The 11,789-nt window shown below is 71.2% G+C and carries 12 protein-coding genes; 7 read left to right on the forward strand and 5 right to left on the reverse strand.

Annotated elements, in window-relative coordinates; translation table 11 throughout:
- Positions 1-3 precede the first annotated feature (3 nt).
- Together JIX56_RS34885 and JIX56_RS34890 are read left to right on the forward strand one after the other, a co-directional pair.
- Positions 4-636, forward strand: coding sequence for a TetR/AcrR family transcriptional regulator (locus JIX56_RS34885; RefSeq protein WP_257546486.1), 633 nt, complete (start codon positions 4-6; stop codon positions 634-636).
- Positions 637-659: 23 nt separating this feature from the next.
- Positions 660-1,817: an acetyl-CoA C-acetyltransferase gene (locus JIX56_RS34890; protein ID WP_257546488.1), complete on the forward strand. Its 1,158-nt coding sequence runs from the start codon at positions 660-662 to the stop codon at positions 1,815-1,817.
- 66 nt (positions 1,818-1,883) lie between these two features.
- On the opposite strand, the gene JIX56_RS34895 is transcribed toward JIX56_RS34890, so the two are convergent.
- From JIX56_RS34895 to JIX56_RS34910, 4 genes are read right to left on the reverse strand one after another with little or no spacing between them, the layout of a single operon-like run.
- The gene (locus JIX56_RS34895) at positions 1,884-2,933 is read right to left on the reverse strand and encodes an NAD(P)H-dependent flavin oxidoreductase (RefSeq protein WP_257551296.1); all 1,050 of its coding nucleotides are present in this window, start codon (positions 2,931-2,933) and stop codon (positions 1,884-1,886) included.
- Positions 2,934-2,944: 11 nt separating this feature from the next.
- Positions 2,945-3,676 (reverse strand): CoA-transferase subunit beta, encoded by a 732-nt coding sequence (locus JIX56_RS34900; protein ID WP_257546490.1) that lies wholly within the window; start codon positions 3,674-3,676, stop codon positions 2,945-2,947.
- Positions 3,673-4,530 (reverse strand): CoA transferase subunit A, encoded by an 858-nt coding sequence (locus tag JIX56_RS34905; RefSeq protein WP_257546492.1) that lies wholly within the window; start codon positions 4,528-4,530, stop codon positions 3,673-3,675. Before JIX56_RS34905 ends, JIX56_RS34900 begins: the two co-directional genes overlap by 4 nt.
- The gene (locus tag JIX56_RS34910; RefSeq protein WP_257546494.1) at positions 4,523-5,281 is read right to left on the reverse strand and encodes an enoyl-CoA hydratase family protein; all 759 of its coding nucleotides are present in this window, start codon (positions 5,279-5,281) and stop codon (positions 4,523-4,525) included. Before JIX56_RS34910 ends, JIX56_RS34905 begins: the two co-directional genes overlap by 8 nt.
- A 65-nt stretch (positions 5,282-5,346) precedes the next feature.
- Here JIX56_RS34910 and JIX56_RS34915 point away from each other — a divergent pair, with 65 nt between their 5' ends.
- Both JIX56_RS34915 and JIX56_RS34920 read left to right on the forward strand, forming a co-directional pair.
- Positions 5,347-6,099: an SDR family oxidoreductase gene (locus JIX56_RS34915; RefSeq protein WP_257546496.1), complete on the forward strand. Its 753-nt coding sequence runs from the start codon at positions 5,347-5,349 to the stop codon at positions 6,097-6,099.
- Positions 6,096-7,037, forward strand: a complete 942-nt coding sequence (locus JIX56_RS34920) for an SDR family oxidoreductase (RefSeq protein ID WP_257546498.1) — start codon at positions 6,096-6,098, stop codon at positions 7,035-7,037. Before JIX56_RS34915 ends, JIX56_RS34920 begins: the two co-directional genes overlap by 4 nt.
- Positions 7,038-7,193: 156 nt before the next feature.
- Here the strand turns inward: JIX56_RS34920 and JIX56_RS34925 are convergent, their stop codons facing one another.
- Complete coding sequence (locus JIX56_RS34925) at positions 7,194-8,090, reverse strand: hypothetical protein (RefSeq protein WP_257546500.1); 897 nt, start codon at positions 8,088-8,090, stop codon at positions 7,194-7,196.
- An 83-nt stretch (positions 8,091-8,173) separates the two neighbouring features.
- Here JIX56_RS34925 and JIX56_RS34930 point away from each other — a divergent pair, with 83 nt between their 5' ends.
- The 3 genes from JIX56_RS34930 to pepN all read left to right on the forward strand — a co-directional run bounded on the left by JIX56_RS34930 (position 8,174) and on the right by pepN (position 11,775).
- Positions 8,174-8,599 (forward strand): chorismate mutase, encoded by a 426-nt coding sequence (locus JIX56_RS34930; protein ID WP_257546502.1) that lies wholly within the window; start codon positions 8,174-8,176, stop codon positions 8,597-8,599.
- Positions 8,600-8,670: 71 nt separating this feature from the next.
- Complete coding sequence (locus JIX56_RS34935; RefSeq protein WP_257546504.1) at positions 8,671-9,222, forward strand: response regulator; 552 nt, start codon at positions 8,671-8,673, stop codon at positions 9,220-9,222.
- A gap of 48 nt (positions 9,223-9,270) precedes the next feature.
- The gene (gene pepN / locus JIX56_RS34940) at positions 9,271-11,775 is read left to right on the forward strand and encodes an aminopeptidase N (RefSeq protein ID WP_257546506.1); all 2,505 of its coding nucleotides are present in this window, start codon (positions 9,271-9,273) and stop codon (positions 11,773-11,775) included.
- Positions 11,776-11,789: the final 14 nt, after the last annotated feature.

Raw genomic sequence — 11,789 nt, forward strand, 5'->3', positions numbered from 1 at the left:
ACGATGAACAGCGTGCCGACCAAGCCGACCAAGAAGAAGCCCCAGGCGACCGCCGCGGCGCCCGCCCGTCGTCGTGAACTCCTCGACAAGGCCGCCGACGTCTTCGCCGAGCTGGGCTCCAACGCCACCACCGTCCGCAGGATCGCGGACGACGTGGGCATGCTCGCCGGCAGCCTCTACTACTACTTCGAGTCCAAGGACGCGATGCTGGAGGAGATCCTGCGGACCTTCCTCGATGAACTCTGGGACGGGTACGACGCCGTCCTGGACGCCGAACTGGGCCCCCGGGAAACCTTCGAGGCCCTGGTCACCGAGTCGTTCCGGGCGATCGACCGGCACCGCGCCGCCGTCGCGATCTACCAGAGCGAAGCGAAACAGCTGATGTCGCAGGAACGGTTCTCGTTCCTCGACCAGTCGCAGCGCAAGTTCGAGAAGGCGTGGCTGTCCACGCTGGAGCGCGGGGTCGCCGCCAAGGAGTTCCGGACCGACCTCGACACAAGGCTCACCTACCGGTTCGTGCGCGACACCGTGTGGGTCGCCGCGTCCTGGTACCGGCCCGGCGGACAGCTCGGCCCGGAGGAGATCGCCCGGCAGTACCTGTCGATGGTCCTGGACGGGATCGCCGTACGTGAATAACCGTTGACGTCAGGGGAGTTGCCATGGCCGAGGCCTATATCGTCGAAGCGGTCCGGACGCCCGTCGGGCGGCGCGGGGGAGGGCTCGGCGGAGTCCATCCGGCCGACCTGGGCGCCCATGCGCTCAAGGCGCTGATCACGCGCGCGGGCGTGGACCCGGCAGCCGTGGAGGACGTCGTCTTCGGCTGCCTGGACACCGTCGGACCGCAGGCCGGTGACATCGCGCGGACCAGCTGGCTGGCGGCCGGGCTGCCCGAGGAGGTGCCGGGTACGACCGTCGACCGGCAGTGCGGCTCCTCGCAGCAGGCGGTGCACTTCGCCGCGCAGGCCGTGCTCTCCGGCACCCAGGACCTGGTGGTCGCGGGCGGCGTCCAGAACATGACGATGATCCCCATCGCCTTCGCCTCCCGCCAGGCCGCCGTACCGCTCGGCCTCACCGAAGGTCCCTTCGCGGGCAGCGAGGGGTGGCGGGCGCGGTACGGGGACCGGCCGGTGAACCAGTTCGCCGGCGCCGAGATGATCGCCGCGAAGTGGGGCATCAGCCGCCGCGACCAGGAGGAGTACGCGCTGCGGTCCCATCAGCGGGCGGTACGGGCCGTCGACGAGGGGCGCTTCACGCGCGAGACCGTGCCCTACGGCGACGTGACCGTCGACGAGGGGCCGCGCCGGGACACCTCGCTGGAGAAGATGGCCGGGCTGAAGCCGGTCATCGACGGCGGCACCGTCACCGCCGCCTGCTCCTCCCAGGTCTCCGACGGCGCCGCCGCGCTGCTCCTCGCCTCCGAACGCGCCGTACGGGAGCACGGGCTGACCCCGCGCGCCCGCGTGCACCACCTCTCCGTACGCGGTGAGGACCCCATCCGTATGCTCACCGCCCCAATACCGGCGACCGCGTACGCCCTGAAGAAGACCGGCCTCTCCCTCGACGCCATCGACCTCGTCGAGATCAACGAGGCCTTCGCGCCGGTCGTGCTGGCGTGGCTGAAGGAGACGGGCGCCGATCCGGAGAAGGTCAACGTCAACGGGGGCGCGATCGCCCTCGGGCATCCTCTGGGCGCGACGGGCGCCAAGCTCATGACGACGCTGCTGCACGAACTGGAGCGCACGGGCGGCCGGTACGGGCTCCAGACCATGTGCGAGGGGGGCGGGCAGGCCAACGTGACGATCATCGAGCGGCTGTGACGGTCATCGGGCGGACGTGACGGTCGTCAGGCGGACGTGACGGTCATCGGGCGGACGTGACGGTCGTCAGGCGGCTCCGAGGCGCTCCCGTACCTCGTCAGCCTCCTTCATGATCCGCTCCACCAGCTCCGCGCACGACGGCAGGTCGTCGATCACCCCGGCGACCTGCCCGGAGGCCATCACCCCCAGGTCCGTACGTCCGTCCACCATCGCCGACCTGAGCAGCATCGGGGTGTTGGCGGCGAGCAGGACCTGGCTCCAGGTGAGGCCCTTCGTGTGTCTCATCGCTCGTCCGTCCCGGATCATCCGGGCCCAGCTCATGCCCGACAGCTTCCGCAAGCCCGCCGCCCTCCGCACGGCCCGCACCAGGGCCCTCGTACGGCCGGACGCCTCCAGGGCGCTCACGAACTCCGTGCGGAGCATGCGGTGCGGCAGCCCGTCCACGGCCGTGGTGACGGTGACGTCCTTGACCGTCGCCGCCAGATAGCGGGCCTTCACCGCGTCCGGCACCGTCGAGTCCGAGGTGAGCAGGAACCGCGTGCCCATCGCCACCCCGGCCGCCCCGAACGCCAGCGCGGCCACCAGACCGCGCCCGTCGTGGAAGCCGCCCGCGGCGACGACGGGGATGTCGACGGCGTCCGCGACCTGCGGCAGCAGGACGGTCGTCGCCACCTCCCCGGTGTGCCCGCCGCCCTCACCGCCCTGCACCACCACCGCGTCCGCACCCCACGCGGCGACCTTCTCGGCATGCCGCCGGGCACCGACGGACGGGATCACGATCACCCCCGCGTCCTTGAGCTCGGCGATCAGCTCCCTGGACGGCGCGAGCGCGAAGGACGCCACCCGGACGCCCTCCTCGACGATGATCCGCACCCGTTCCCGCGCGTCCCCCGCGTCCGCCCGCAGATTCACCCCGAAGGGCGCGCCGTCCGTACGGGACCTCACCTCCCGTACGGCGTCCCGGAGCCGGTCGGGCGTCATCGTCGCGGAGGCCAGGATGCCGAGCGCGCCCGCGTTCGCCGTGGCGGAGACCAGCCGGGGGCCGGCCACCCAGCCCATACCGGTCTGCACGATGGGATGGCGGACGCCGACCAGCCGGGTGAGGGCCGTGTCCATCAGCTTGTCCATCAGCCCTGGACCTCACGTGCGCGGGTCTGAGCCGGGTCGATCACCTCGCGGATCAGCCGCAGTTCCTCCGCCGTCGGTTCACGGGTGTACGGCACGTCGTCCGGGACGGCGAGCGCGAACCCGGTCGCCTCCCCGACCTGCTCGACCGTGACGCCCGGGTGCAGGGAGGCCAGCCGCATCGAGTGGTCGGGGGTCGCGAAGTCGAACACCCCGAGGTCGGACACGACCCGGGGAAGGTGATGGAAGCGGGCGGTCACAGGGTGCTCGGCCGCGCGGTCGTACCCCACCCCGCACACCATGTCGACCTTCTCGACGAAGACCCGCCGGGAGTGCCGGGGGATCCAGTAACTGGTCGGATTGTTCAGGGTGTTGACGGGTGCCCCCCGTACGCCGAGCAACTGTCGCCTCGGCTTCGCCCAGTCACCGACGCAACTGATGTTCTGGTTGCCGTACCGGTCGATCTGGCTCGCGCCCATCATCACGTGCCGCCTGCCGCCCGTGACGAGGGCGAGATGCCTGCGGTACGGCAGCCAGCCCTCCGGTGTCCCGTCCAGGCCCACGAGCGTGGCCTCGCCGTCGGTCAGCAACAGGTCCGGCGAGAACGTCCACTTGGCGAGACGTGCGCCCAGGGACGGGATGAGACCCATGGGGCTAGCGAGGACCTCCCCGGCCCCGCGCCAGGCCTCGGCGCACGCGAGCACGCAGTACTCGGCGCGGGTCGCTCCGCTCATGAGCCCTCCTTGTGCCAGGCCCGTACGGCCGACTGATAGGCGTGCTCGTCGCCCGCGAGGAACCGCTCGGCGAACTCCCCCCAGGGGGTGGTCGCGTAGTGCTTCTGGAACGCCTCGTCCCGCCCGTGATCGGGGGCGCAGGAGGTGAAGTGCGCGCCGTTCGGGGCCTCGACCACACCCGTCACCACCTGGCGGCCGACCAGCAGCGTCTGGGCCGTGACCTCCTTCGTCGGCTCGGCCGTGGCGAAATCGTCGACGAGCCGCTCGCAGGACAGGTACGCCGTGTCGGCCGCCTCGCAGAAGAGGTCGTCGAAGTACGGATCCGGGCCCAGATACTGGCCGTTGCCCTGCCGGTCTGCCCGGTTGACGTGCACGAACGCGGCGTCCAGACGCAGGGCGGGCATGGCGACGAGGGTCTCCCCGTCGTCGTACGGCGACGTCACGGTCCGCAGGCCCGGGTTGACCCGCATCACGTCCGAGCCGATCCCCGCCCGCAGTGGCAGGAAGGGCAGCCGGTTCGCGGCGGCCCGCAGCCCCCACATGAACATCGCCTCGTCGATCTCCATCATGTCGAAGGCGCCGCGCTCGCGTGCCGCGCGGAAGTGGGGTTCGAGGGGGATGGAGTCGAGGGTGGCGAAGGCGGCGACCAGTTTCCGGATACGTCCGGCGGCGGCGAGCATGCCGACGTCCGGGCCGCCGTACGAGACAACGGTGAGATCGGTGATCTCGGACCGGAGCAGTGCTCTCACCAGCGCCATCGGCTTGCGGCGCGAGCCCCAGCCGCCGATGCCGAGGGTCATCCCGCTCGCCAGCCGCGAGACGGCCTCGTCGGCGGTCATCGTCTTGTCACTCACCCGCGCCGTCCTTCCCCGTCTTCCCGAAGGTGTCCCGGACCTCGTCGGCCACCCCGCTGAGGTTCGCCTCGAAGGTGAAGCCCTGCTCGAAGCGGTAGCTGCGACGGACGTCGACGGGGTCGATGCCGTTGATGGCGGCCTTGGCCAGCCGGAGCAGCCGGCCGTCCTTCGCGGCGATCTCCCGCGCCAACTCCAGGGCGCCGACGGCCAGTTCGGCACGCGGTACGACCCGCCACACCGAGCCGTGCGCCCGCAGCTCGGCCGCGGTCGCCGTACGCGAGGTGTAGTACAGCGCGCGCATCAGATGCTGCGGCACCAGCCGCGCCAGATGCGTCGCCGCACCCAGCGCGCCCCGGTCCAGCTCCGGCAGCCCGAAGGTCGCGTCCTCGCTCGCCACGATCGCGTCCGCGTTGCCCACCAGCCCAATCCCGCCGCCCAGACAGAACCCCTGCACGGCGGCGACCACCGGTACCTCGCACTCGTACACCGCCGCGAAGGCCTCCGCGCAGCCGTGGTTGGCGCCGATCAGCGCGCCGCGCCCCGCCGCCTGGATCTCCTTGATGTCCACCCCGGCGTTGAACCCGCGCCCCTCCGCCGCCAGCACCACACACCGGGCCTCGGGATCACGGCCCGCCTCGCGCACGGCGCCGGCCAGCTCGAACCACCCGCGCACCGGCAGCGCGTTGACGGGCGGGAAATCGACGGTGACAACGGAAATCCCCTTTTCCGGGGACGAGGTGGAGACACCCATCGGAGCATCAGCTACCTTCCACCTAACGTTTGTTAGGTACGTCTATGTGCGGAAGGTAGCAGCGGATGCGGCTCAACGGGAAGCTCGCCGTCATCACCGGCGGCACACGCGGCATCGGCGCCGGCATCGCCCGAGCCTTCACCGAAGCCGGCGCGGAGGTCGTGACCTGCGCCCGCCGCCCACCCGAAGTACCCCTCAAAGGAACCGAGTTCGCGCCCCTGGACGTACGGGACCCGGATGCCGTCCAAGCGTTCTTCGACGACCTGCCCCGACTCGACGTCCTCGTCAACAACGTGGGCGGCACCCCCTACCGGCCACTCACCGACGCCGACGCCCGCCGCCACGCCCGCGTCATCGAACTCAACCTCACCGCCCCGCTGACCGTCTCCCTCGCCGCCCACGCACACCTCCGGCGGGCCAGGGGCGCGATCGTGATGATCGGCAGCGTGAGCGGCAGCCGCCCGTCGCCCGGCTCGGCGGCGTACGGCGCGGCCAAGGCCGGCCTGGAGCACCTGGCCCGCACGATGGCCGTGGAATGGGCCCCCGAGATACGCGTCAACACCCTCGTCCTCGGCATGGTCCGCACGGAACTCTCCCACCTCCACTACGGCGACGACCACGGCATCGCGGCCGTCGCCCGCACGGTCCCCATGGGCCGCCTCGCCGACCCCTCCGACGTCGGCGAGGCGGCGGTCTTCCTCGCCTCCGACGCGGCGGCGTACATCACCGGCGCCTCCCTCCTCGTCCACGGCGGCGGCGAACGCCCGGCCTTCCTGGACGCGGCGACGGCGAACACCGACGAAGGAGAAGGACGTTGAGCACCACGTCGAGCACCACGACGAGTGGCACACACCAGCTCTGCGAGGGGCGCGTCGTGATCGTGACCGGCGCGGGCCGCGGCCTCGGCCGCGCCCACGCGCTCGCGTACGCCGCCGAGGGCGCCCGCGTCGTCGTCAACGACCTCGGCGTCGGACTCGACGGCACCCCGGCCCCCGACAGCCCGGCCGCCCGGGTCGTCGAGGAGATCCGCGCCGGGGGCGGGGACGCGATCGCCCACGGCGGGGACATCGCCACGACCGACGGCGCCGCCTCCCTCGTACGCACCGCCCTGGACACCTACGGCCGACTCGACACCCTCGTCAACAACGCCGGCTTCCTCCGCGACCGCATGCTCGTCAACCTCGACGAGGACGACTGGGACGCCGTCCTCCGCGTCCACCTCAAGGGCCACTTCCTCCCCCTCAAGCACGCCGCCGCCCACTGGCGCGCCGAGACCAAGGCCGGCCGCCCCCCGACAGCGAGGGTCATCAACACCAGCAGCGGCGCGGGCCTCCTCGGCTCACTCGGCCAAGCCAACTACAGCGCCGCCAAGGCCGGCATCGTCGGCCTCACCCTGGTCGCCGCCGCCGAACTGGCCCGCTACGGCGTCCAGGTCAACGCCATCGCCCCCGCGGCGCGCACGAGGATGACCGAAGGCGTCTTCACCGAGGCCATGGCCGCCCCCGGCACCGGCTTCGACGCGATGGCCCCGGAGAACGTGTCGCCCCTGGTCGTCTGGCTGGGCTCCACCGCGAGCGAGGGCGTCACCGGCCGAGTCTTCGAAACAGAGGGCGGCCGCATCACCGTCATGGAGGGCTGGCACCCGGGCCCCACGACGGACAAGGGGGCACGCTGGAATCCGGCGGAGGCAGGGGAGACCGTACGGAAACTACTGGCGGAGGCGGAGACACCGGGCCGGGTGTACGGGTCGGGCTGAGCCACGAGCACCCTTCCGACAAGGGCCGCGCCCCGGTTCTTTCAGGGGCGCGGGGCTGTGTCGATTTGCGGCTCCGCCGCGTGGGCGCGACCAGCCCCCACACACCCGCACCCGCCAACGCACCGAACCCATCACCCCCTCACGCCCCCCAAACCCCTACGTGTCACACTCCAAAACCGTCCGACACAACCCACACCGAGCCCGAACCCGCCCCCGAACCGGCACCCGAATCCTCTGATGACACGTCGGACAGGGAAACGACACCCGCAGCGGCTCCCGCCCCCCAGGCGTGAACACATACGGCACCCCCGACACCGGCGACACCGACCGCAGGTCCTGCGCATGGCGCCGATCCCGCGCGTACCGCCGCCGCCCCGCCCACCCCGCCGCCGTCAGCGGCGGCTGCCGCTCGTCCCCGCGAGCCCGCACCCGCCCCTCCGCGTACGCGGCATACGCCTGAGGACTGGTGAACCACACCGAAGGATCCTCCCCGAACACCTGCGCCCGCTTCGCCAGCACATACCCGAACTCCTCCGGCGTCAGATACCCCAGCTTCTGCGACGACGCGGCATCCTCCCGGAACGCGTCCAGCAGCAGCCACCCCGCCCCCAGATACGTCGCCGCCGTGTCCGTGAGGATCTCGTTGTCGCGGGTGCCGGGAAAGGACAGCCCGAGCCGGTGCAGATAGACATGCATGACCTCATGGGCGAGGGCCGCGCCGATGTCCCGGCGGTGGGTGCGGAAGCGGTCGTTGAGTTCGATGAAGTACTCGGGCCCCGCGGCCAGCTCGACGTTCGCCGCCTGGGTCATCTCCCGGAACCCGACGATCATCCGGGCCTCCGGCAGCCGATAGTGCCGCACCAGCTCACGGGCCACCCGCTGGGCGCCGAGATGCAGGTCGTCGGTGTCGCAGAACGCCACGTCGACGGGGGCCACACTGGTGGCGAAGGCCTGGATCGTGTCGTACGAGAGCCGTTTGTACAGCGCGGTGATCGACGCCCGCACGGTCTCCAGATGCGGGTATCCGTGCTCGACAGGTCCGCCGTTCGCCACGTCCGTACCCCCAAAGACGCCTCGATACGTTCCACTCTAAGCCGACGTGGGCGTCGCATCGCCTGCGACGTAGGGTGACGACCATGACCACCAGCAACACCGACGAGGCGAACTCCGGCGCGGTCGACGCGGACGTACGGGCGGAGCTCACACGGCTGCGCGACAGCATCGACAACATCGACGCCGCCGTCGTCCACATGCTCGCCGAGCGATTCAAGTGCACCCAGCGGGTCGGCCACCTCAAGGCCGCGCACCAACTGCCCGCCGCCGACCCGAACCGCGAGGCGCAACAGATCAACCGGCTGCGCGGACTCGCCGAAAGTGCCAAGCTGGACCCGGCGTTCGCGGAGAAACTGCTCAACTTCATCATCGCCGAAGTCATCCGGCACCACGAGCGCATCGCGGACGACGCCCTGAACGGCACAACAGGCACGGCAGGCACAACAGGCACGGCATACACAGCACGCACCACCGGCACGGCAGGCACAGCGGCAGACGCAGGGGAGTGACATCAAGTCCTCCAGCGGGCATCCTGCGTGAGCACTCCTTGTCAGGACACGACCACACGCGGTGAGAAGCCATGCCGTCGGAAGCCAAGATCCTCATCGTCGACGACCATGAGGACACGCTGTACGCCCTGGAGAGCGCCCTCGCCTCCCTGGGCCACCGGCTGACCCGCGCCACCAGCGGCGACGCGGCCCTCAAGGAAGTCCTCCGCGGCCAGGTCGGCCTGCTCCTCCTCGACGTCCGCATGCCCGGCGTCAGCGGCCTCGACGTCGTCCGCTACATGCGCGGTGTCGAACAGACCCAGCACATCCCCGTCATCCTCCTCACCGGCTTCGGCCCCGACGCCGAACTCACCTCCGCCGCCTTCCACCTCGGCGTCGCCGACCTCGTCATGAAACCCGTCGACCCCTGGGCCCTGCGCACCAAGGTCCGCTACCTGTACGACGCCCACGCACGCTCCCACGCCCTGGAACGCGAGGTCCGCGACCTCCGCGCCCGCCTCAAGGACCACAAGGAGCGCGAGGACCACAAGGAGCACGAGGCCGACAAGGCCCACGACCGAGCGGAACACCCGCGCACCCGGCGCGTACCCGCGCAGGCCGACGGCGCGAAGGACCGGACATAGGCCGCAGACCAGGCCCGCCCCTGTCCCGTGCCACAGGCATCAGGCAGCATGTCCCTCATGTCCGTACTGACGCGCGACGAAGCGCAAGCCCGTGCCCGGCTCCTCGACGTCCACCGCTACGAGATCGCACTCGACCTCACGCGCGGCGACGAGACCTTCGACTCCCGTACCGTCATCCACTTCACCGTACGGGGGAAGAAGAAGGCCGCGGACACCTTCGTCGAGCTCAAGCCCGCCGAACTGCGCTCCGTCACCCTCGACGGAGAGCCCCTCGACCCGGGAACCCTCGACGGGAACCGCCTCACCCTCAAGGGCCTCACCGCGGGCGAGCACGAACTGCGCGTCGACGCCGCCATGCGCTACTCCCGCACCGGCGAGGGCATGCACCGCTTCACCGACCCCACCGACGGCGAAACCTACGTCTACACCCAGCTCTTCATGGAGGACGTCCAGCGCGTCTTCGCCGCCTTCGACCAACCCGACCTCAAGGCCGTCTTCGACCTCACCGTCACCGCCCCCGAGGCCTGGACCGTCCTCGCCAACGGCACCACCGAACAGCAGGACGACGGCACTTGGCGCGCCGCCGCCACCCCCCTGATCTCCACCTACCTCGTCGCCGTCGCCGCCGGCCCCTGGCACTCGGTCCGCACCGAACACCGCGGCCTGCCCTTCGGCCTCCACTGCCGCCGCTCCCTCGCCCCCTACCTGGACACCGACGCCGACGAGATCCTCGACGTCACCCGCGCCTGCTTCGACCGCTACCACGAGAAGTTCGAGGAGCCCTACCCCTTCGACTCCTACGACCAGGCCTTCGTCCCCGAGTTCAACGCCGGCGCCATGGAGAACCCCGGACTCGTCACCTTCCGCGACGAATTCGTCTACCGCTCCGCCGTCACCGACACCGAACGCCAGACCCGCGCCATGGTCATCGCCCACGAGATGGCCCACATGTGGTTCGGCGACCTCGTCACCCTCAGGTGGTGGGACGACATCTGGCTGAACGAGTCCTTCGCCGAGTACATGGGCTACCAGACCCTCACCGAAGCCACCCGCTTCACCGACACCTGGGTCGACTTCGGCATCGCCCGCAAGGCCTGGGGCTACGACGCCGACCAGCGCCCCTCCACCCACCCCGTCGCCCCCGAAGCCGTCGACGACACCGCCGCCGCCCTCCTCAACTTCGACGGCATCTCCTACGCCAAGGGCGCCTCCGCCCTACGCCAACTCGTCGCCTGGCTCGGCGAGAAGGACTTCCTCGCCGGCATCAACGCCCACTTCACCCGCCACCGCTTCGGCAACGCCACCCTCGCCGACTTCATCGACAACCTCGCCGGCGCCACCGAACGCGACGTCCACGCCTGGGCCGACGCCTGGCTGCGCACCACCGGCGTCGACACCCTCACCCCCAAGGTCACCCGCGCCACCGACGGCACCCACACCCTCACCGTCGACCACACCGGCAGCCGCCCCCACCACATCGCCGTCGGCATCTACGACCAGGACCTCGGCGACGACCAGGGCCACCTCACCCTCCGCGACCGCGTCGAACTCGACATCCCCCAGACCGCCGACCAGCCCATCGGCAAGCGGCCCGCACTGCTCCTCCTCAACGACGGCGACCTCACCTACGCCAAGGTCCGCTTCGACCCCGACTCCTTCGCCGCCGTCACCAGCCACCTCTCCGGCCTCCCCGACCCGCTCACCCGCGCCGTCGTCTGGAACGCCCTGCGCGACGCCGTACGCGACGCCGAACTCCCGCCCGCCGCCTACCTCGACGCCGCCCGCGCCCACCTCCCCCGCGAGACCGACCTCGCCGTCGTCCAGGGCGTCCTCACCTTCGCCGCCACCCAGGTCGCCGACCGCTTCCTCGCCCCCGAGCAGCGCCCCGCCGGCCTGTCCACCCTCAGCTCCCTGTGCCGCGACCTCATCCGCCGCACCGAGGACGGCGACAACCCCGGCCTGCGCCTCACCGCCGTACGCCACTTCATCGACGTCGCCGCCCACCCCGAGACCATCGCCGCGTGGCTCGCCGACGGCACGGTTCCGGGCGGGCCCGAACTCGACCCCGAACTGCGCTGGCGCGTCCTCAGCCGCCTCGCCGTCCTCGGCGCGGTCGACGCCGACGCGATCGCCGAAGAGCTGGAGCGGGACCCGAGCGCCGCCGGGCGGGAAGGCGCCGCCCGCTGCCGCGCCGCGCTGCCCGACCCCGACGCCAAGCGGGCCGCCTGGGAGGCGATGTTCGCCTCCGACGACCTCTCCAACTACCTCTTCACCGCCACGGCCCAGGGGTTCTGGCAGCCGGAACAGGCAGAGGTCCTCGGGGAGTACGTCGAGCGGTACTGGGCCGACGCGGTGTCGCTGGCCGCTCGGCGAGGACCGGCCATGGCGGAGGCCGCCGGGCGGTGGGCGTTCCCCGTGTACGCCGTGGACTCGGAGACGCTCGCGCTGGGGGAGCGGTGCCTTCAGGACGACGAGCCGATTCCGGCGCTTCGGCGGAAGCTGGTGGATCAACTGGACGACTTGGGCCGGGCTTTGAAGGTAAGGGAGGTGTAGCGCCCCAAAGGGGC

The organism is Streptomyces sp. CA-210063 (assembly GCF_024612015.1).
Taxonomy (GTDB): domain Bacteria; phylum Actinomycetota; class Actinomycetes; order Streptomycetales; family Streptomycetaceae; genus Streptomyces.

Coding starts and splice junctions, on each gene's coding strand:
- JIX56_RS34885 (WP_257546486.1), top strand. CDS start 4: ATGAACAGCGTGCCGACCAAGCCGACCAAGAAGAAGCCCCAGGCGACC.
- JIX56_RS34890 (WP_257546488.1), top strand. CDS start 660: ATGGCCGAGGCCTATATCGTCGAAGCGGTCCGGACGCCCGTCGGGCGG.
- JIX56_RS34895 (WP_257551296.1), bottom strand. CDS start 2,933: ATGGACACGGCCCTCACCCGGCTGGTCGGCGTCCGCCATCCCATCGTG.
- JIX56_RS34900 (WP_257546490.1), bottom strand. CDS start 3,676: ATGAGCGGAGCGACCCGCGCCGAGTACTGCGTGCTCGCGTGCGCCGAG.
- JIX56_RS34910 (WP_257546494.1), bottom strand. CDS start 5,281: ATGGGTGTCTCCACCTCGTCCCCGGAAAAGGGGATTTCCGTTGTCACC.
- JIX56_RS34915 (WP_257546496.1), top strand. CDS start 5,347: ATGCGGCTCAACGGGAAGCTCGCCGTCATCACCGGCGGCACACGCGGC.
- JIX56_RS34930 (WP_257546502.1), top strand. CDS start 8,174: ATGACCACCAGCAACACCGACGAGGCGAACTCCGGCGCGGTCGACGCG.
- JIX56_RS34935 (WP_257546504.1), top strand. CDS start 8,671: ATGCCGTCGGAAGCCAAGATCCTCATCGTCGACGACCATGAGGACACG.
- pepN (WP_257546506.1), top strand. CDS start 9,271: ATGTCCCTCATGTCCGTACTGACGCGCGACGAAGCGCAAGCCCGTGCC.